The sequence below is a fragment of the Ancylomarina sp. 16SWW S1-10-2 genome, from assembly GCF_009669305.1.
Lineage (GTDB): Bacteria > Bacteroidota > Bacteroidia > Bacteroidales > Marinifilaceae > Ancylomarina.
Genome location: NZ_SADB01000002.1, coordinates 141,251 through 164,641, shown reverse-complemented (window position 1 = coordinate 164,641; position 23,391 = coordinate 141,251). Strand labels below are relative to the sequence as shown.

General features: G+C 33.8%; 8 protein-coding genes. 4 read left to right on the top strand and 4 right to left on the bottom strand.

All coding sequences use genetic code 11. From position 1 onward, the window contains the following. Positions 1 to 188 precede the first annotated feature (188 nt). The gene (gene rlmD, locus EMN46_RS02680; RefSeq protein WP_368667487.1) at positions 189 to 1,598 is read left to right on the top strand and encodes a 23S rRNA (uracil(1939)-C(5))-methyltransferase RlmD; all 1,410 of its coding nucleotides are present in this window, start codon (positions 189 to 191) and stop codon (positions 1,596 to 1,598) included. Positions 1,599 to 1,676: 78 nt separating this feature from the next. On the opposite strand, the gene EMN46_RS02675 is transcribed toward rlmD, so the two are convergent. Together EMN46_RS02675 and EMN46_RS02670 are read right to left on the bottom strand one after the other, a co-directional pair. After that, on the bottom strand, positions 1,677 to 3,509 hold the full coding sequence (locus EMN46_RS02675; protein WP_154199135.1) for a PAS domain S-box protein: 1,833 nt from the start codon (positions 3,507 to 3,509) through the stop codon (positions 1,677 to 1,679). 15 nt (positions 3,510 to 3,524) lie between these two features. Further along, the gene (locus tag EMN46_RS02670) at positions 3,525 to 4,112 is read right to left on the bottom strand and encodes a GAF domain-containing protein (RefSeq protein WP_154199134.1); all 588 of its coding nucleotides are present in this window, start codon (positions 4,110 to 4,112) and stop codon (positions 3,525 to 3,527) included. A gap of 230 nt (positions 4,113 to 4,342) precedes the next feature. Here EMN46_RS02670 and EMN46_RS02665 point away from each other — a divergent pair, with 230 nt between their 5' ends. The 3 genes from EMN46_RS02665 to EMN46_RS02655 all read left to right on the top strand — a co-directional run bounded on the left by EMN46_RS02665 (position 4,343) and on the right by EMN46_RS02655 (position 8,687). Then, positions 4,343 to 6,928 carry a S9 family peptidase gene (locus EMN46_RS02665; protein WP_154199133.1) on the top strand — a complete coding sequence of 862 codons (2,586 nt, stop codon included), beginning with the start codon at positions 4,343 to 4,345 and terminating at the stop codon, positions 6,926 to 6,928. Positions 6,929 to 7,092: 164 nt separating this feature from the next. Then, the gene (yaaA, locus tag EMN46_RS02660; RefSeq protein WP_154199132.1) at positions 7,093 to 7,863 is read left to right on the top strand and encodes a peroxide stress protein YaaA; all 771 of its coding nucleotides are present in this window, start codon (positions 7,093 to 7,095) and stop codon (positions 7,861 to 7,863) included. Positions 7,864 to 7,976: 113 nt separating this feature from the next. Further along, positions 7,977 to 8,687 carry a hypothetical protein gene (locus EMN46_RS02655; protein ID WP_154199131.1) on the top strand — a complete coding sequence of 237 codons (711 nt, stop codon included), beginning with the start codon at positions 7,977 to 7,979 and terminating at the stop codon, positions 8,685 to 8,687. Positions 8,688 to 8,744: 57 nt separating this feature from the next. Here EMN46_RS02655 and EMN46_RS02650 read toward each other — a convergent pair whose 3' ends face one another. Further along, the gene (locus tag EMN46_RS02650) at positions 8,745 to 9,734 is read right to left on the bottom strand and encodes a PorP/SprF family type IX secretion system membrane protein (protein WP_154199130.1); all 990 of its coding nucleotides are present in this window, start codon (positions 9,732 to 9,734) and stop codon (positions 8,745 to 8,747) included. Between the two features lie 220 nt (positions 9,735 to 9,954). After that, positions 9,955 to 23,232 carry a gliding motility-associated C-terminal domain-containing protein gene (locus tag EMN46_RS02645; protein WP_154199129.1) on the bottom strand — a complete coding sequence of 4,426 codons (13,278 nt, stop codon included), beginning with the start codon at positions 23,230 to 23,232 and terminating at the stop codon, positions 9,955 to 9,957. Positions 23,233 to 23,391 lie beyond the last annotated feature (159 nt).

The window sequence follows — 23,391 nt, the reverse complement described above, 5'->3', positions numbered from 1 at the left end:
AATTGTTTATATGTTAGGCCTGCAAAGATAGTAAAATAGTGTCTAAAGTATTTAAAGTGCCTAGAGTACTTATGAATACTTAAAATTACAACTCCTGAAAGTGATTTTTAACTTTAAGTACTTATAACTTACAAACTCTAAGTACTATTTGTCTTATATTTGCAGCCAAATCTTTAAAGAAATACAAAGTGGGAAGAAATAGAAAGAAAAAACCCTTACTGGAAAACGTTGAAATTATAAAGTTAGCAGCCGAAGGAAAGGCCATTGCCAAGGTAGATGATAAAGTTGTGTTTGTAACCAACGTTATACCAGGCGATGTTGTGGATGTACAGGTGACAAAAAAACGTAAAAGTTATATGGAAGGTCATCCTGTTGTATTTCATAAATATTCTGATTTACGAGTAGATCCTTTTTGTGAGCATTTTGGTGTTTGTGGTGGTTGTAAGTGGCAAAACTTACCTTACGAGGAACAACTAAAATTCAAACAACAAGAAGTGATTGACAATTTAAGTCGAATTGGAAAAATAGATTTACCTGAATCAAATCCTATTTTGCCTTCAGCTAAAACAAAATTTTACCGTAACAAACTTGAATTCACTTTCTCGAACAAGCGTTACCTAACGTTGGAAGAAATTGGCAGTGACGATGATTTTGGGCATACACCTGCACTTGGTTTTCACGTTCCTCGTTTATACGATAAAATTGTAGATATCAAAAAATGTCACTTGCAAGCTGAGCCTTCAAATGCTGTTCGTTTAGCAATTAAAGAATATGCTTTAGCCAATGATTTGAGCTTTTTCGATATTCGTGCTCAAGTCGGGTTTCTACGTACTTTAATTATTAGAACATCTACAACTGGCGATGTTATGGTTGTTGTTGTTTTCTATTACGAAGATGTAGAAAAACGTGAAGGTCTTATGGCGCACTTGGCTGAAAAATTTCCAGAGATTTCTTCATTAATGTACGTTATAAACGAAAAAGGTAACGATACGATTGGAGATCAGGATGTGATTTTATACAAAGGTGTGGATCATATTTTCGAACAAATGGAAGATTTGAAGTTTAAGATTGGACCAAAATCATTCTATCAAACCAACTCGGAACAAGCTTACCAACTATATAGCAAAACGCGTGAGTTTGCTAACATTCAAAAAGACGAAGTTGTTTACGATTTATATACAGGAACAGGAACTATTGCCAACTTTGTAGCTCGACAAGCTAAAAAGGTAATTGGTATAGAATACGTACCAGAGGCAATTGAAGATGCTAAGTTGAATTCTGAGATTAACGGAATTGACAACACAGCTTTCTTTGCTGGTGATATGAAGGATGTCTTAAATGCAGAATTCATTGCTGAACATGGTCATCCTGATATGTTGATTTTAGATCCTCCAAGAGCAGGTATACATTCTGATGTAATTGCAACTATTCTACAGGCAGACCCTAATAGAATCGTATATGTGAGTTGTAATTCAGCAACACAAGCTCGCGATTTAGAGATGATGGATCATGCTTATAAAGTCACTAAAGTTCAAGCCGTCGACATGTTTCCACACACACATCATGTGGAGAATATTGTACTAATGGAAAAACGATAAAGAACACGACCCAATAAAAGAATAAAAGCCGAAACAATTTAAGTTTCGGCTTTTATTATATTTGGATCTAACTCAAGCTCAACTTACATCTTCAGGCACATTAGGTATTGTAAAAATAAATTTAGATCCTTTCCCAATTTCTGATTCTACCCATATTTCACCACCTAATAAAATAACAATTTCTTTCGAGATTGCCAATCCCAAACCGGAACCATCAAATTGACGTGTTGAAAAATTATCGCCCTGCATAAAACGGTCAAACACTTTGTTATGATCTTGCGCTGCAATTCCCATACCTGTGTCTTCAACTAATACAGACAGCATTTTATGATTACATTCTCCCTTTATTGTAATTTGTCCGTGAGAAGTAAATTTTATAGCATTTTGAATTAAACAATCTAAAACCTGACGAATTCTTTTTTTATCATTTCTAATCATAGATTTACAACTACAATCGAGTTTAAATTCTAGTCCTTTATCATGAACTTCGCTTGAATAGTATATTTCTATATCCGAGAATAAACTATTAATATCAAAATTAGAATATTTAACACTCATCTCACCGATCTCTATCATCGATAACTTAAGAATATTATCCATCGTAGCCATCAATTGCCGCCCTGATGACTCCACATAAGATCCGAACTCCTTACGCTCTTCTTCTGAGATTCCATCTGAAATCATCATATTTGTAAATCCCATTATGCCATTTAAAGGTGTCCTTACCTCATGACTTAAATTTGCCAAGAAAGAAGACTTTAACTTATCACTTTCTTCAGCCTTCAAAATAGAATGCTCTAATTTATTTTCTAAACGTTTACGCTCAGAGATATCTTCCCCAATCTTAATATAATTTACAATTTCACCTTCATCATTCTTTATGGGAGCAATAAAAGCTAATTCCCAATAGAAACTTCCATCTTTCTTTTTATTAAAAAATTCACCTTGCCATTTATTGCCTGTCGTAATGGTTTTCCATAAGTCTACATAAACATCCTTCGAAAATTTACCTGATTTTAATAGCCTTGAATTATGTCCTATCAACTCCTTTTCTTTATAACCAGTTATTTCACAATGCTTTGGATTACAATAAAGCATATCCCCATTTAGATCTGTAATAACAATTGCCACAGGACTTTGCTCAACCGCCATCGACAATCTATTAACTTTTTCCAAGGCTTCTCTACTCTTTGTCACATCGTGAAGAACAGAGTACAACATAGTTTGTCCATTGCTCTTAACAGTTCCTGAATAGACTTCAACATCGCGAATTTCGCCTGATGCAATGCGATGCTTAAATAAAAGGTGTTTTTTCTTTTTCTGCGCTACCAAATCAATCTCCCTTTGTACATCTTCTGATGACATGGTATTAATATCAGACATATTCATCCTAAGAAGTTTCGTTTTAGAGAAACCATAAAATTTTATAGCTGTAGAGTTAGCATCAATAATAGCTCCATTGTCAGGATCAATAATTAACATTATTGAACTACTTTCATGAAAAATAGTTTTATATCTTCTCTCACTTTCATCTAATTTTTGTTTAAGAATTTCTTGATCAGAAACATCATTATACGAAATTGCAAAAGCATAATCATCAAGAGGAAATACCTTAAGCAACAAATACTTACCTAGTTCTGTGTGAAAATATTTAAAACGAATACTTTTTCTAGTCTTCACAACAGAATCAAAATTTTCAAACAAAAAATCTTCTATCTTTGGAAAAACCTCGAGTATGGTTCTACCAATAAGATCCATTTTCTTATATCCAATAATCTCTTCATTATTGGCATTCATATCTATATATTTAGCATCAATAACATTACCTTCAGAATTAAAAACAGGTTCAAAAACGACTAATGCTGTACTTGTTGAGGAAAAAAGATTTTTATATTTATTCTCTTGATCCAATAATTCTTTTTTAAATTAATTTAATCCTTGACACAAAGAATCATAATTAGGTTTATAATTTTCAATTTCAGATTGCGTCTTATCATCCAAACCTAATTGACTAAACTGACGAAGCATATTCTGCTCCATTTCTTTACTCGCTTTTTCGTATGAATGATAAGTGTAAATATCTAACTCAATAATATCTCTAACTTGCAAAAGAAAATTATCTATGGTTTTACCAAAGGGATTTTCTTTATTATCTAACACGCAAATTGTTCCAAAAATTTCACCAGAAGCGTATTTTATGGGATAGCCTAAATAGGCAACCATTCCAAACTTGAGATCTGGATTCTTATCCCAATCCTTATCAGAAAGCGCATTCGTGACTAGTAATTTTTCTTTAGACTTAATTACAGCCTCACAATATAAACCATCAATTTTCTCCGTATCACCAAGTAAATAAGGATTTTCTTCAGTTGAACATTTAGCAAATATTTTCATAGAGTCTTCATCAACCTGCATAATTAGAGTAGCAGGTAAACTAAAAGTTGAACTAAGCAGATCAATTAATTTTTGCCACTTAGTAAGAATAAACTCTGGAAAATCACAATCTTTTATCATAATTTATACTATATACATTACCATATTTTCCCAATATAATAAAAATTAAACACTTTCTACTTAAGATATGTTCTTCTATAAATCATCCATTTTATCAAAAAGCATTAACTTTTTTCAAGTAAAACAACATCTAAAACATAAAAATAATCAGCTTGCATAAAGTCCTTTTTTAAGGTCAGTTAAATTCGTAGTTTTAACTTTTCAAATCAGCTTAAATAACAAATATAAACATGACAAGAATTCTATCCATTCTTGGCTTAATACTCATATTCAATATGAGTACTATGGCTAAAAATAAAACCGACAAAGAATCAATTAAATTAACTAATTGGTTACAATCAGAAGCTGCTTCAGTTTCATTACCAGCCTTTCATAATTCTTTAGATATTGAAAGTAGAAGTTTTCAATTGCAGAACCTTCTTAGTGAAAACTATATTAATCTTGAAAAATTAAGACCTGAAGAAAATGACATTCTAGAATGGAACAACGAAAGTTTAAAATGGAATATAGCAAGCTTATCTAAAAAAGGCTATCTGAATGCCAACAGCTCTACTAAGCATTTAAATTACTTTGTAAGCTATATTAATGTTGAAAATTGGTGCAAAGCTAAACTAATTGTACAAACTTTTCCCATGCTCGAAATATACTTGGATGGGAAAAAGATTGCTTCGAATTACGAACAAAAAAAGGAAGAAGCCAAAGAACTCAGCTCAAATCTCACTTTAGAACCAGGCAAACATTGTTTACTTATAAAAGTTCTAAGTTTGAATACAAACAACAAATTCAAAGCTGAACTAAAACCTGAGACAGGTTGGAACAATGATAATTTCGAGATATCAACAAACGCAAATCAATTTATCACTATAAATAAAGTTCTTGATGGTAAAAAAGTAAATTCATCAGCTCTTTCGGCCAATGGGAAACTTGTATTAATCTCCTATTCACAAACCCTACCTCCATCAGATGAAACGGAATCTTGGAAAGAAGTTCAATCTGTCGAAAATGGTAAAATTATTCATACTTTTCGTGGCAGTAGTCTTTCTCAAATAGAATGGTTACCAATAGGAAACAGACTTTCTTACACAAAGAATTATAATGGGAAAACTTCAATATTCATTTTTGATTTAGACAAAGGTCAAGAAAAAGAGATTGCAAGTGGCATTTCCAATTTTGAAAATTACACTTGGACTCCTGATGCTAAAACACTTATTTACTCTGAGGCCAAAGATCACTCTAAAGAATGGAAAATTAGAAAAATTCAAGGCATGGAAGATCGTTTGCCAGGTTTTAGATATCGTAGTTTTCTTTATAAATTAGATATTAAAAGTGGTGTAAAACAACGCTTAACATACGGAAGCCTTTCAACTCAATTGAATGATATCAGTTCAGATAGTAAACACATTCTTTTCTCTCAGTCGAGACCAGATTATAATGAATATCCATATAGCAAGCAAAATCTTTATCAGATGGATATTGAAACATTCGAGGTAGATACCATCTGGAAAGATAAACTATTTGGGGGTTCTGCTCAATATTCACCAAACAATTCAAAATTGTTAGTTGCAGGAGGACCGTCATGTTTTGGTAAATTGGGAGAAAATATTGGAAAACAAAAAATAGCAAACAACTACGATGGTCAGCTATATATTCTAGATTTGAATACGAAAAAAGTGGATCCAATTTCTTATGATTTTGATCCTGCTATTGGAAACTCGGTTTGGAATAAAAAAGATGGTCACATCTATTTCAAAGCCAATGATAAAGACTACATCAAGCTGTTTAAGTATGATTTATCGAGTAAAACTTTCTCAGAATTAAACATCAAGGATGATGTCGTTAAAAATTTTAATATCTCATCAAATGGTTCTACACTATCCTATATTTCATGCAATATTTCAAGTCCATATCGATTATATGTTTACGATTTAAATAAACAAGAATCAACAACCGTATGTAATCCTGAAAAAGAAGCCTTCGATAAGGTCACATTGGGGAAAACTGAAGATTGGAATTTCACTAAAAAAGATGGTAAAACAATTATTGGTCGTGTTTATTATCCTCCAAATTTTGATGCCAACAAGAAATATCCAATGATTGTAAACTATTACGCAGGAACTGTTCCTGTAGAACGTAGTTTTGGTGGTCGTTACCCTCTAAATTTATATGCTGCAATGGGATATGTGGTTTATCTATTACAACCAAGTGGAGCAACTGGATTTGGGCAAGAATTCTCGGCAGAGCACCAAAACAATTGGGGAATTACGACTGCCGATGAGATTATAGAAGGTACTAAGAAATTTACGGCATCTCATTCCTTTATCAATGCTGACAAGATAGGTTGCATAGGCGCTTCATATGGCGGATTCATGACCATGTTGCTTCAGACAAGAACTAACATTTTTGCTGCAGCTATTGCTCATGCAGGAATTAGTGATATTACTTCGTACTGGGGCGAAGGCTATTGGGGGTATACATACAGTGTAAACGCATCTGCACTATCATTTCCTTGGAGTCATAGAAAACTATATGTAGACCAAAGTCCGCTGTTTAGTGCTGATAAAATAACAACACCAATGCTTCTTATTCATGGTACTGTTGATACGAATGTTCCTATTGGAGAGAGTATTCAATTGTATCAAGCCCTTAAGCTTTTAGGCAAAGAAGTTGATTTCGTAGAAGTTAAAAACCAGAATCATCATATCGTAAATTACACACAACGTATTTTATGGAACAATACGATATTTGCCTATTTTGCAAAACAACTAAAAGATAAAGATGAATGGTGGAACTCATTATACCCTGATGAAAACCTTTAAAAATAGACAATTCTAATTTTAAAAAGCAGATGCTAGTCATCTGCTTTTTTTATGTCGATTAAAACTAGCAACATAAATACAAACAATAAGGACATCAAAAAACTCAATTAGCTTATCTGTCTCAAATCTTATATCTTAGATTAATAATATTAAATTTAAAACACATGTTAATTCTCATATCCCCTGCTAAATCTTTAGATTTTGAAACACAAAGTAAAAGTCAAAACAACTCTGAAGCTTGTTTCTTAAAAGAATCACAGTCTCTAATTAAACAGCTTAGAAAGTTGTCTATTGATGAGATTGCTGAATTTATGAGCATTAGTCCCAACTTGGCTCAACTCAACTTCGAACGTTTCTTAAGTTGGCAATTACCATTCAATATGGATAATGCCAAACAAGCTATTTTAGCTTTCAAGGGTGAGGTTTATACTAGTTTTGATGTAAATACACTTAAGAAAAGCGAACTTGACACAACACAAGCAAATTTAAGAATTCTATCGGGCTTATATGGTCTTTTAAAACCCTTTGATTTAATTCAAGCCTATCGGTTAGAAATGGGGAAAAAGCTTCAAACGACAAAAGGTAAAAACCTGTATGAGTTTTGGGGAGATAAGATTACCAACGAAATAAACAAAACCTTAAAAGAAAAGAACGATAAATACCTTATAAATCTGGCTTCAAACGAATACTTTAAATCTGTAAATAAAAAGAAACTAGAAGCTGAAATTATTACGCCTGTTTTTAAGGATCTAAAAAATGGAAAATACAAAGTAGTCAGTTTCTTTGCCAAAAAAGCAAGAGGATTAATGACTCGTTTTATTATTCAAAATGAGATTACAGATCATGAACATCTAAAAGCATTCAATTCCGATGGCTACATATTTAATCCTCATCTTTCAAATAATCAGGAACTAGTCTTCACTAGAGATCAATAAAAAGGCTTTAAATTCTTGTTTTATATTTCATTTTTTGTTAAGTTTAAATAGCTTATATAAATTAAAAAATACTTATTTTTCAATAAACAAGCACCACTAAACCCCTCTTATATATGAAAAAAGATACACAAATAAAATATGGAAGCCTTATAAAAGAAGAAGAATTTGAACTAATTGAAAGCGCTATACTTCCCAATACTTTTGTTCTAGAATCTAAAAATCCTTTTCCTGGATTTTATGAATATTACGACAACTTACAAAAGGATGTCACTCCTCATTACATTTACTTGGTAACAGATAAAAAATACAACTTAGAAACCTTCACTCGTGTTACTCAGAAAATTATGGATGATACAAATAAAAAGTATCATGCAGCTATAGGAACAATAACAATATTCAACACAGTTTATAACATCATAAGAGTTAGACGTATAGAACATTATACTGATATAAAAGAACTTCAAACGAGTTATATATCTTCGGGAATTAACTTTATGCATAAGCCAGCTAACTTCAATTATGATAGAGGTATAACTAGATTAAACAAATTTTTCTCTTTGAAGGAAGTTGAAGATGGTTTCTATTTTGACAGTGTAGAGGCTAATCATGGCTACTTTACTATTACCAAAAACATACCTTGGAGAGAGTTTGATGAACTTACCAAACAGGTACGATACAATATGGACATGTTGCATTTTGATGCTTCTATCGGCTTTATTTACATTAATTTTAGAGCCGTAGATATTATTCGTGTTTATGCTGAAAATTTAGATCTTGAAACTCTTAAACAAATTAGATCAAAATATATTGAACGTATTAAATAACCACTAATCATTTAATAAAAAATAGCTTATTCGTATGAATAAGCTATTTTTTTTGTCTTAAAATTGAGGATGTCTTACCCTATTAGGTCTTCGCCTTCTCTTATGCTTTTCAAATTCAAGCGGGAAAGAAAAAGACAACTCGTGAGCACCTGTATTATAGTTTACCAATTTAGTTATTGTATAATCATAGCTATAGGCTAATTTAAATCGTTCAGTAACAACACCTGCCATTAAAATTACAGCATCGTAATTCAACTGGAAATTTTGATTAAACCAAAAACCAAAAACTAACGAACTTTTACTCAGGTACATTCCATAATTCATTTGGGTAAATTCACCTTGTTTTTGAAATAATAAAGCAGGTGCCAAAATTAAACCATTCGCTTGAAGGCCTCCCGTCAGATTAAATTCGGCTCCAGCATGAAAAGTATACTTTGCAGGTAGATTCCCATCTTCATAATCATCGAAACTAAGAGTCGGTTGATTAAGGTGGCTGGCTACTGCTCCTGCGTAGAAATTTTTATAATAAGCCATTAAACCTACAGTAAAATCGGCTCCATTCCAACTTCTATCATTCGGATCACCAATTGCATTATGACTAAATACATTCCCATATATTGGATCAATCTGATCAGGAAAAACTAAATTGCTTAAATCAAGCTTCTTTTGAATTATAGCTGCTTGTATTGCAGGGCGGAATACTAAATCCTCACTTATACGTAAATAGAATGAGTAAGCTCCCGAAAATGTAGTTGTTTTTATAGCACCATCACCTTGATCATCCTGCATAACTAACAAACCTAAACCACCATTGATCGAAGGAAAGAAATTATCGTATGAAAAACTGTATGAAACAAAAGGTAAATCTAAATTGGGCCACTGATTACGATAATTCAAATTCACATTTCCATGATCGCTAGATCCGGCTAATGCAGGATTTAAATAGAGTTTATTGGCATAAAACTGAGAGAAACGGATATCTTGGGCACGACCAATTAAGCTTATCCCAAAAACAAAAAATATTAAACTAAATATAAGCTTATTCATGTAATTATTACCTTTTATAATTAACTCTCTGAAAGAAACTACTATTGACTATAAAAAAAAGCATAATTTATGTGTTAAACTAATTTTAAGAAACTATTTTCATCTTTCAAAAAAATTAAAAAAAACACAATAAAATTACAAACCTAATTCAGAATATAATTAGGCTTGTAATTTTAAATTTAACTCTCAAAAATCATTTTTTTTAGTTGAACTAGATCCTTTATCGAAGTAAGGTAACAGTCCCTTTTTCTTTTTCTTTTCCATCTAAAAAGACAATCCATACATAGGTTCCAACTGGACAATCTTCACCTCTATAAGTACCATCCCAACCACCGGCATATCCTGGTTCTGAAGCTTCATATATAAGCTCTCCCCAACGGTCATACACATACATCTTGAAATCATCAGTCACGTTTATATCTTTTAAATAGAAACGATCATTTTCATTATCCGATAATGGTGTGAAGGCATCAGGTGATTCAATTCCAATTGGTTTCACAAGTACTTCTACGGTATCTGTTGCAACACAACCAAACTTATCTTGAACCTTAAGTTTATAAACACCCGATTCACTAACAACGAGTTGAGATAGTATACTACCATCATTCCAATCGTATACATAAGGACTAAAATCAGGGTTTAAATCTGGTTCAAGCGTCACTGTTTGCCCTTGGAAAATAACGATACCAGGCTGTACTGTATGATCAAGTTCAAACTTAGGAGTTGGATTCATCACAATTTTCTGAGATAACTTGCAACCATTCTGCTCAACACTTAACATATACTCTCCTGGCTCATCAATTGTTCTTTCCCAATCAGAAAAACCATCAGTCCAAACTGGATTAGAAAGGTCTCTAGTATCTATAACGAGACTTTCACCTTGACATAGATTTTGACTTTCTCCAACTTCTGGATTAGGAAGCACCTCTACTTTTACCGATCCTGAAGCAATACAACCGTACTTATCGGTTACATTAATTTGATAATCAGTCACACCAACTTGTCGATTAATCAACTTAGGGTTTGAATTATCAGGTTCATCTAAATCACCAGGATTAGACCAAGAAATCTCATCTATATCACCCGAGATAACTGTTTTCAACTCAATTTCCTTACACTCACCAATAATCGTATCATTAATCGTTGTAATGGTAGGTAATGGAGCCACTGTAACATTTATAATATCATTCCCCCAACACTTATGCTCATCTTGCACTTCAGCAACATAAAGTGTTGATTCTCCTGCTGTAAATGTTGGCGTCTTAGAATATTTATCATCTAAATACAAACTTGGAGACCATCTAATATTATCCTCATCGGTAGTCGCACTTAACTGTTTTGTTTCACAAGTACCAACAACAACATCATCCATAATCTTAACGATAGGTAAGGAATCGACTGTCAAAACAAACTCTTTCGACGTATTTGAACAACCATATTTATCGGTATAGGAATATCTCACATTATATTGGCCATTGCCTCTTTCACTTGGTATAAATTCATTTTCGGCAACACCATTTATCCAGTAAATCCCTCCTTCTTCTGCTTCTCCATTTACAATTCCTTTATTTAAATGAATATCATCTTTTTTACATACCCCATAAGTTTGAAAAGGAGCTAAATCTACTTTAGGAAGAGGACGAAGAGTTACTGCAGAGTCTAGTTTAAAAGAGCAACCTGTTTCTTCATTAAGTATCTCTAAGCCAATTTTACTGCCTTCTACCACTTCACCCCAAGTAATCTTAGTTCTATCCCCTTGGGCAGGCATAGTAAACTCACCTCCATCAACTAACCAACCATAATTATTGTAAGGTGTGACTTCAGTATTATAGGCTACCCTATCTTCCAATACACAAAGCGTCATACGACCAATAATTTTTGAGTTTGGTAGTGGATTAACCGTTAGTTTTTTAGGATTAGAATAGCGTTCAGATGTCGAACACTTATCGGTTACTCCACAATAATAATACCCTTCTTCACTTAAACTTACAGAGTCAATTGACAACTGTGAAGTATTTATACCAGTAGCACCTTTAATAGGATCACCCTCTTTACCAAGCTTATACCACTGATACTTAACATCATTTCCATCAACCTCGATCTCAAATTGAGCATCTTCTTCTGCACAAACATCCATACCCGGCGTTTCACTTAAAATCTCCAGTTGTGGCGTAACAATAAGTTTCATTATGCCACTAGTAGCGTCTCCACAGGTAGGACTAATTGCAATACAAGTGTAATCACCAGCATCTTCAACTCGTACATCCAGAATTTTCAACTCAGTACCATTGGCGTCTTCAATATCAACACCATCTTTTTGCCATTGGTATTGTAAATCATCACCTGTAAAAGTCGCCATAAATATGGCCTCAGGATAATTCTCACACAAATCTAAATCATCGCTATTGCTAACCAATAGAGGTAACATTTTAACAGTTAAATTAGCGTCAGTGCTTACAACACCACATTTACCTTCTACATCTACAGTATAAAGACCTGCATCATCGAGCTGTTGTACACCTTCAATAAGTAAATTACTAGTGGTAATCGTAGTAATTACTTCCGCTTCATGTTTCCAAGTATAAGTTAAACCAGCACCTGAAACATCAGCGCTCCAAGAGAGATCTTCACCTTCACAAAGAGTTTGATCTTTTAAAGTTGAATTAAGAACCGTATTAGGATAAACAATAACATTTACTTCTTCTGTAACTGTTAAACCTTCACCTATAATTACACAAGAATAAGTTCCAGCATTTTCAGTACTTAAAGCAGGTATTGAATAATTCAACTCTTTTTGACCTACTATTAGCGTTTTTTCTTCGCCTATAGCTGCATAGTACCACTGAATATCGAAAACTTCTCCCTCTACACTAATGTTTAAGTTTAGTGGCTCTCCTTCACATCTTTCAATATCATCTGAACTAAGACTTGTTATAACCTTTAATGGATCTTTTACACTTAAATATCCCGATGTAAATCTAGTTCCACAATCACCTTTTATTTTACAATAATATTCTCCTGCATCCTCTAAGGATAGACTTCCTATAGTTAATGTTTTTGTAGCCTCAGTTAAAGTTTCATCTGTACCATCAACTTTACTATGATGCCATTCAAACTTCAATCCACTTCCTGTAACATTAAAGTCAAAAACATGTTCATTTCCAACATATACAACTTCACCTTTAAGAGATGATTTTAATATTGTAGTTGGATTAACAGTAACCATAGCTGTTTCACTCATATCGGGACTACAAGAAGAACTAACGATACATTCTACTTTGTAAACCTTAGCATTAAATGCATCCTCAGGTTGAATGTCTGAAATAATGAATTCTTTAGTATAAGCTACAACTTCATCGTCAACAAACCAACGGTAAGTTAAATCTTCTCCAGTTGTTACGGCATTAAATACAACATTCTCACCTTGACATGCTGTTTGATCGTCAATAGGCTCAAGTGTAGGTCTTGGATATATATCTTGATATCCTATACTATAATCAGCACCACAAACATTAGAAACTTCTACTCTGTAGTTACCTTTCTCAGAAGGATCAAGCTCAGCTTTTCCTAAATCTAAACTAAGACCATTTTCCCCAGGTAGCACATCATCATTAAATTTCCAAACAATAGTCTCGTCAATAGTCGTATTAGTAGTAAGATCATAAGCAATTGGTCCAAGTTCTAGATCATCTCCTACACAAATTGGATTTAGAGCAAGATCGGCTGTAATATTTGGAGCATGGTCTACAACAACTTTAGCTGAATAAACTACAGCTTCGCCACAAGTTCCTTTAACAGAACATTCATATAATCCCTCATTGGCTTCTGTTACAGCATCAATTTTATATGTAGAAACATTTCCTGGATTAGTAACACCAGTTGGAACTTTCCATGTATATACAGGACTATCACCACTTACTGTAGCTTCGAACAATAAACCATCACCAGCACAAAGTGTTTTATCTGTCCAAATATCCGTTTTGGCAACAACATCTAAAACATCAATACGTATCGATTTAGATTGAGTCATACAGTGATCTTCAACCGTAACCTTATACAGGCCAGCATCAACATCAGTAACATTTAATTTTTCATATGATGCTGTCGATGCTCCTAAAATGTCAGATCCATCTTTAGACCAAGCATAAGTTTCAGGAACAGATGATCCTATTTCTGTTTCAACTGTTAAATCAATTTTTCCTTCAGGACAAAGCGTATTATCATGTACCAAATCTTTTAATACTAAATCATCATAATGAGAGATAACAAAAGGATCAGTAACAGCTGGACAAACACCAGCAGTAACACCAACTGTATAAGTTCCATCAGTAGCTTCAGCTGCTGTTAGACTTAAACTTGAATTAGGATCAAAAACTCTTGCTCCTTCAGTCCAAGTATAGGTATGAGGAGTTGAACCTGATAAACCATTTATACTAAAACTAGCTCCAGTACCATTACAAATCACTTTATCGTCAATATCTGCAAAAGTAGCTGGTATATCTACTCTTACTCCAACTTCATTTGATACATTATCGTCGTAACCAGTTCTTTCAACAAAAGCTTTAAACTTCCAAGAATCCTTCTCCATCTCTTTTGTAGCTTTTGTCACTGTCAAAGTTGAAGTTAAAGTTGTTGCATCATTATCAATTGTTCCAATACTACTTGCATCTACATAACCAGATCCGTCATTATATTTCCAAATACAATTAGTCGTTGTATTTTTATACTGCACCACAAATTCGAAAGGATTTCCTTCACAAACGACAGCATTTTCTGCTTGTACTAGAATTCTATTCTCTTTTATAACCGTAAGAATTGCTTCTGTACTTGTTGCATTAACACATGTTCCAGTTACAACACATTTATATTTGTGTCCATTACTTGAAAATAGAACAGAACTCAAGCTTAAAGTATTCGTTTGAGCTGAAGCTGGAGTACTTCCCATACTCGAACCATTCTCATACCACTGATAAGATAAACCAGTACCCGTTGCATCGACTGTAAAAGTAGCCGATCCCATTTCATTTATAGTTTGATTACCAGATTGGCTAGTAATAGTCACATTCTCATTGACTGTAAACAAGGCTTTATTAGACTCTGCCGACTTACATGTTCCACCAACAATACAATAGTAATTTTGACCATTATTTGCCAATACGTTATTTACAGATACGCTTGAGCCAGTTTCGCCTGACATTTCGCCAGCATTATTATACCATTGGTAAGTAAATGGTTCTTCTCCCGAAGCAGTCACACTAAAACTAGATGTCGATCCATCTTCACATATCTTTATTGCAGCAGGATCACTAACTGATACATTCTCTTGAACATTAACTGTAAAATTAAGTTCATCTGGAGTACAACCATATGTTGTACTTAAAACACATCGATAATAATTTGCTCCAGTTGTTGATAAACCAGCAACATGATAATTTTTATCTGTAGATAAACTAGCACCTAAAGTTCCACTCGGTCCATCAAGTTTATACCAATTATAAACCAAAGCATCACCTGTACCTTGAACTTGCAAGTCAAATGGTTCGCCTTCACAAACATTTTGACTTTCTGGTGATACACGAGCCAAACTAATTGCATCTAGAACATCTATAGAAACTGATGATGTTTTTGATGTACACTTATCTTTAACGATAACTTTATAGATTCCTCTATCACCTATTTCCACAGGTAGTTTACCATATGTTGGATCAGAACCTATTGAAGTTCCATCCTGTGTCCAAGCGTAAGTCAAATCTGGTGCAGAACTTGTTGCTGTTGCATCTAAACTGATTTCGTCACCTAAACAAAGTGGACTTGCATGTGTTAGATCGGTAAATACTAAATCTGGATGATGCTTAATTTCAAAGCTTTTTGTTACAGTTGGACACAAAGCATTCGTTACACTAACAGAATAAGTTCCATCAATTGCAGAAGCTGCATCTAAGTTCAAATTTGAAGCTGTGCCTAATCCGGTTGCTCCTTTTTTCCACTCGTAAGTATAAGGGCTTGTACCTGCCGTAACGTTCACTATAAAATTCTTTCCAGTTCCTAGACATAAAGTCTCATCTGAAATATCAGAAACAACAACTTTCTGATAAACAGCTACTTTAGCAACACTTGAATATTCAACTCCATTGATAAAAGCTCTAAACTGATAACCATTCATAGCAAAAGTAGATGGATCTATAGTCAAAACACTTGATTCATCACCACTACTAAATACTAAAGGGTTTGTCTTCATTTTCGAATTGGAACTAGCTGGTTTAAAACCAGAACCCTCCCCATCGTCATATTGCCATACACAAGAAGTTACAGTGTTCTTAAATTTCACCTCAAAAGAGAAGGGACTTCCCTCACATATTTGAGTATTTTTAGGATTTTCTGTAATCTTAATACTTGTATTAACTGTTAATTTTGCAGGTTCACTAGTAGCAGGATCACAAGTTCCACTCACTTCACATCGATAAAGATTTCCATCAGAAGCTGAAGGTACATTAGTTAACACTAACTCACTTGTCTGTGCTGAAGCTGGAGTATTCCCCATATTAACAAAACCTGAACCAGTATTCTCAAACCATTGATATGTTAAAGATCCTGTTCCGTAAGCCACAACAGAAAATGAAGTCGTTCCTAAATCAACTACACTTACATCAACCGGTTGAGTCGTAATAGTCACATTTTCATTGACTGTAAACAAGGCTTTATTAGACTTAACAGAATTACAAGCTCCAACAACAACAACATGATAATTATGACCGTTATTTGTTAATACATTATCAACAAATAAGTTCGCATTTGTTTCTCCTGATATCTCTGTATCATTATCATACCATTGGTAAGATAATGGAGTACCCTTACTTGTAGTTACCGCAAATTCAGAAGATCCTAAATCTTCACAAATCGTAATAGCTGCAAGAGGATTTAGTCCAAGTTTTTCCTGAACATTAACAGTAAAATCAAGTTCAGGTTGTGTACAATCAGGTATCGAACTTAAAACACAACGGTAATAATTCGCTCCAGTAGTTGATAAACCAGTAACATGGTAATTTTTATCTGTAGATAAACTAGCACCAACAATTGAACCACCTAGGGCATCTATTTTATACCAATTATAAACCAAAGCATCACCTGTACCTTTAACTTGTAAATCGAATGGTTCACCTTCACAAACATCTTGACTTACTGATGATACAGCAACCAAACTAATAGCATCTAAAACATCTATAGAAACTGATGATGTTTTTGATGTACACTCATCAGTTACAACAACTTTATAAATACCTTTTTCACCTGTCGTCACATTTAGCTTAGAATATGAATTACTTGGTTCTGATAAATCAGAACCATCCTTGGTCCATACATAAGTAGCTGCCGATGCAGGTCCTTCAGTTAAAACTGCACTTAAATTAATATCATCATCTATACAAAGAGGACTTGTATGTGCAAGATCAGTTAATACTAAATCTGGATAACGTGAAATAGTAAATTTCTTGTTTACATCTGGACAGACTGTATTCGAAACTTTCACATTATATTCTTCACTTACTGCTTCTGAAACAGATAAAGATAAATTAGACGACGAACCTAAAACGTCACCCGTCGACACTCTAGTCCACTCATAAGTATAAGGTTCTGTTCCAGCAGTTGTATTAACATTGAAACTTCCACCCAAATTAGGACACAAGACCGTGTTCGAAATATCAGAAATAACAACTTGTTCATAAACTGTTACAGTAGCTTCATTTGATAAATTATCATCATAACCCGATCTTAAAACACGAGCTCTAAATTTCCAAGAATCTGTCTCCATTGCTGTTGTAGCAGTAGTTACTGTCAAAGTAGAAGATGTTGTACCATTTACAACTGATCCTAAACCACTTGCATCAGCATAACCCGATCCATCATCATATTCCCAAGTACAGTCATCTGTTGTATTATTATATCCTACTGTAAACATAAATGAACTTCCTTCACAGGCTTTTGCATTCGAAACAGTACTCGTAATTCTATTATCAACTGATACCGAAAGTATTGCAGGATCACTTGTTGCTGGTTCACAAGATCCAGTAACAACACAATGATAGATGTAACCATCTGAAGATAAAGGCACATCAGTTAAAATAAGCGTCTTTAACTGTGCTGAGGTTGGCGTATTTCCCATGCTAGTGAAACCTGACCCAGTATTTACAAACCATTGATATGTTAATTCAGTTTCAGATGCAGAAGGTGTACCCGTTGCATCAACAGAAAAAGAAGCTGTTCCTTTTTCTTGAATAGAAATACTACCAGGTTGGTGAGTAATGTCTACATTCTTACCTACTGACAGTTTTGCAGATCTTGATTGTGCCGAAGTACAATAATCACCACTAACAACACAATAAAAAGATTTATTTTCATGATTTAACACATTAACAATTTTTAGTGTTGATGTCGTTACACCTGAAAAATCACCTGCATTGCTAAGCGCTGTATTATCACTATTATACCATTGGTATGATGGTGAATCTTCGGCGGTTCCTGTTACTGAAAATTCTGCAAATGTATCGTCTTCACAAACAGTAACATCATTTAATAATGAAACAGTTGCATTCTCACGTACATCAACTACAAAATCAACATCAACATTTTCACATGTCGAAACAAGTTGACAACGGTAATTTCCTTCGTCACTTATTTTGGCAGAAGTAATATCTAAAGTATTCTCTGTTGAAGATAACAATGTTGCACCCTTATACCATTTGTATGATAAAGCATCACCTTTGCCCTCAACTTTTAAACTAAGAGATTTACCCAAACACACGTGTGGATTCAATTCTGAATTTGAAACAAGAGATACCGGTTCAAGTACATTTACTTTAGCTGTTGTTGAAAATTCACCACAAAAGTCAGTACTAATTTTAGCTGTATAATTACCTGATGAAGTTAAGTACTTCGCATCAACAATTGTAGCAGTTAAACCACTAGCCAAATCAGAATTATCTGGATTCAACCATAATGGATCACTATAATCAGTTCCAGTCACGGTCATAATTAAAGGAATATCCCCTTCACAACCCGTTACATCACTAACAGTAATACTTGGTTTTTTATGAACATGCACTACGAAACTACCAGTAGGATTATTACAATCACCAGTTAATTCATATCGGTATGTATAAGTTCCTGATGCTAATTTTCCTGTCGATAATCTTAACTGATCTCTAGAAGCTGTAACTTCTGCATTACTATTATCAAACCACTTAATTGAATTTGGGGTACCAGTAACATTAATTTTGAGTTCTGTCTGCGTACCTTCACAAATATCCAATTTAACAGATGCATCATTAGTTACGGTAACTTGTTTTAGAACATTTAATGTTTGTTCAAACAATTCATCACCACATGCTGAATTTATAACACAATAGTATAAACCAGCCTTATCAGTAGTAACTGTTGGAATTTCATAAAACGAATCAGTTCTACCTAAATCAATCTCTACATCATCTGCTCCTTTATAATACCAGGTAAATGTTGGCGTTCCTTCATAAGAAATATCAAAACGATAATTTTCGGTACCTTCACATACATTTACTGTTCCTTGCTTCAATGTACTGGTAATATCATCAACACTTAAAGTCCCTTTGGCTTCTTTATTAGTACAAACACCATCACGTACAACGCAAGTATATTCACCAGCATCGGCCAATTTTACAGGTTTAAATTCTAGTGTTGAACTGGTAGCTCCAACAATTTCATTTCCTAATTGATCTTTCCACTGATATTTTAAACTTACACCTACAGGAGGTGTTGTAACAACAGTTTCTAATGTCTTATTTTCACCAACACAAGCTTCTGTATCAGTAATATATGGGTCAGAAAAAGCATCCAATATATTTACAGTAACTAATTTCTCATATTTAGCTCCACAATTACCAACAGCGGTAATTCTCCAAACGCCCTCATTATCGGCATTAACTGTCAACACAAAAGGACTTGAAATTGGATTGATTGTTTGTTTTTGCCCCTCTGTAATATTTTCAGCCATATAATAATCAGCATTCAAGGCATCAATCGTAATTGTTACAACATCTCCATCGCAATAAGGACCTTTCTTATCTATAGTAATATCAGTAACATCCAATTTTGGTGTTATAGTCAATTCACCTGTATCAGAAAAAGTCGTTTCGCATCGATCTGTAACCGTTAGCTTATAATTACCTGCCATGCCTGGCGTAATTTCCTTTAAACTAAGACTAGCATTGGTTTTGTCTACATCAACAGATGCAGGTGTTTCCCATAAATAGGTATAATCATCACCCGTAACTTTTAAGTCAGACTTATAATCAAAATCTAATCCTTCACATATAGTAACATCTGGCAAATTAAATTTTAATTCAGGATAAATATCTCCAGCAACTAAAATTTTGGATTTTTCATTTCCAGTACAAACAAGGTCATCTGCTCCATCAATTTTGTATCGAGCAGCTACTCCCACCTTATACTTAGTATCCGATAAATTTGGCTCGATATTGTAAATATTTGAATTAGTGGTTTCAATTAAAGTATTATCTCTATACCATGAGTATTCCATAATAGCTCCAGAAGGTACAGAACCATTAGCAGTTAAATCTACAGGTTTCGAATCACATAAATTAGTTGGAACATCTAAACTAGTTAAACTAGGTCTTCCAAATATCTCTATATTAATATCTTCATATAAATCCGTTGAACAACCATTAACGACTTCACAACGAACTTTATATTTTCCTGTGGCATAATTTCTGTCCTTATTAAAGTCGTAAGAACTTGAATTATTCTCTAAAGTTCCAAATGGAGTCGTCTCACCATCTTTATACACAGTCCACCTTATCAAACTAAAATCTCCTGATACAACAGTCGATATTTCACTAGAAACGCCATAACACAACTTTGTTTTTCCCTTAAGAGGCTCTAAAGTCGCAGGGTCGTCAACAGTAACTTCAACTAAAACAGATGTTGGATCTGCTCCTATTCCACACTCTTCATAATCAGTTCTAAAACCGATGGTACATCTATAGGTACCAGCATAACCATTAACAACATTATTAAAAACTAACTTATAAGTATCTTGACCAGTAATATTTGGATCTGTTATAGGTTCATAAATACCATCGAGTTCCTGCTTTTCCCACAAGAAAGTAAACCATCCCATATCACCATACGAAATATCTGCAATTCCTTGAGCTTCACCTTTACACAAATGTAAGCCTTTATCATAAGGATTATAAGTATAACTAGGAACAACCGCAGGGTTAAACTCTTTAGTTGCCTCAATAGCAGGGACAAAAGAGATACTATCAATTGCAAAAACAGCATCACTCCCACTAGCATTTGCATCTACAATTTTTAAATTAGCACTTTCTGAGCTACCAGCTCTCCAATATGCTTTTATAGATTTCCACTTAGTAACATCATCAAGATTGAATTTCTCATATACCAGCTCATCATTTACATAGATATTTAAATACTGATTAGTTCCTGCTTCAGCCAAACGGCCATAAACTTTTAAAACAAACAAATTATCAGGAATATCGGTACTACTATTAATTGTTTGTTCCCATATAACATCATTATGTCCACCTCTAGAATGAGCCAATAACATTCTACCAACACCATCTAGATCTGTAAAATTCTCAAATTTTGAATTGATTGATTCTGGGTTAGCTGTTAGCGTCACTTTCCCCAGATCCTCGAGATTTGAAGGTTTAAATGGATCTAAACTGGTAGCAGAACTTCCCCAACCAATAGCAAAATCTCCATTATAAAGAATATCCATATTAGGATCACGGAAATAGGCCTTTAAAATATATTTAGTCGCTGCATCTGGAATTGGGATATTTAAATTCTGATTCTTAAATTTTATGGAATCAGGATGTACAATATCATGATACCATTCGTACCAATCGGGAATTGGCTTACTATTAATTGCTAAATCAAGATTACCTTCCTGACTAGAACAGATATAACCCAAATCATAGTTAAAAACAAGGGTGGTATCAATAGGCGAAATAGATTTTGTAAAACCAGAAAAATATCCTGCTGCACCAACAGGAATATCTTCAACAGACATAGCCACATAAATAGCCTTATCAGATTCAACAGTTACATTAGTAGCTGAAGTACTATAACTATAAACGACCCACTCATTATTACCATTTACATCTAACGGATTATTTAAAGGTGAGCCGGATCCATTCACATAAACTTTTGCCCCTTTTTGAGCATATATAGCGATAACACCTGTTCCTAACTCATTTACAAAAGGAATATCAACTTGTCGAAAGCCTAATGCACTTAATGGCGGAATAAAATTCATTCCTACAGTAGCATATTGTTGTGTCGACGATACTGATGATGCAGAGGTTGTTTGATACAAATAAGCATTTTCAGTTGTTTTTATCAACATAACACCATTCGCTTTGTAATATGTTGATGGAATAGCATAATAATCACCTGCCTTTGATAAAGTATGAATTACCGCAGAGGAGCTATTTACTCGAATTTGAGTATTATCCTTAGTAGCCACAACTATGGGACGTTCGGTCTCCGAATTTCCTTTTCCTTTTAATAGGATATATTCCTGACCTACTAATTTTTCTGGAACAATTTGATCGACACCAATATCTTGCGAGGCAGCTTTTGCAGAACCACCACACCAAGAACCTGTATTAACAGCAATAGGTTTATCTGAAGTAATATGCGTTCCATTCAAAGCATTGGCTTCATCCTTAAACGTATTCAAAGGTTTAAAATTAGCACCAATAACATAACTTTGTCCAGCATTTAAATTTACCGTAATAGGACCTGTAACAGGCAAAGCATTTTTCGTATTAGAAGTTAAGTTAGCAACCTTAATATCAGAAAATGTAACTTGAGTATTGTCCTCCGTTGCCATCACAGAAATAAAATGGCTCCTATGGTCATAAACATATTTATACCCACCATCACTCCAACCCATACTTTGATTTGACCACTTACTATAAAGGTGTCCAGACCTAAAATTTTTACCAAGAGCAGCCTGTCCTTTAGCAGTAAGGGATAAACCATGAATTTCTGACTTATGCCTTATATTAACATAAAAAGCTTGCGTGGAAGTGAAGATTAAACCTTGATCGGAGATTATTGTATTTAATTTCTTATAATTTATAACACCAAAAGGAGGATTGGTTGGTGATCCATTTCCAAATACATATTTTTTAGGCGTGGTTTTAGAAACACCGCTTACAGAAGCAAGCAAAACGCCGTTACCTTTTCGTATCTCGACAGTAATTTTTTCTTCAGATGGCGTAGTTAAAACAACCCAATGTTTACCAACTTCCTTCGAATGATATGTACCTTCATACAATGGCGGCACATAATGAATTAGATCCAACTGAGCAAAAGCTTTTGGAGCGAACAAACTAAATATTAGAATAGTAAATAGTTTTATTAATAGCGAAGGGTATAATACGGTCCGCCTGTTATTCAGGGTAGAATTATCCATATCTAGGTAAAGATGAGGTTAAAATAATTATTATTTATAATAGGAGATTGTAACAATAAATTATCGAACAATCAACTTATGTTAATCCAATGCATTTTAAAAAATCTACAACGACCCAATTCCTTACACAAAGCACATCCTAAACCTGACTAAAGAGTC

Bases quoted from the DNA above. Each gene is read 5' to 3' on its own strand.
- EMN46_RS02655 (WP_154199131.1), top strand. From the start codon at position 7,977: ATGAAAAAAGATACACAAATAAAATATGGAAGCCTTATAAAAGAAGAA.
- EMN46_RS02670 (WP_154199134.1), bottom strand. From the start codon at position 4,112: ATGATAAAAGATTGTGATTTTCCAGAGTTTATTCTTACTAAGTGGCAA.
- yaaA (WP_154199132.1), top strand. From the start codon at position 7,093: ATGTTAATTCTCATATCCCCTGCTAAATCTTTAGATTTTGAAACACAA.
- EMN46_RS02665 (WP_154199133.1), top strand. From the start codon at position 4,343: ATGACAAGAATTCTATCCATTCTTGGCTTAATACTCATATTCAATATG.
- EMN46_RS02645 (WP_154199129.1), bottom strand. From the start codon at position 23,232: ATGGATAATTCTACCCTGAATAACAGGCGGACCGTATTATACCCTTCG.
- EMN46_RS02650 (WP_154199130.1), bottom strand. From the start codon at position 9,734: ATGAATAAGCTTATATTTAGTTTAATATTTTTTGTTTTTGGGATAAGC.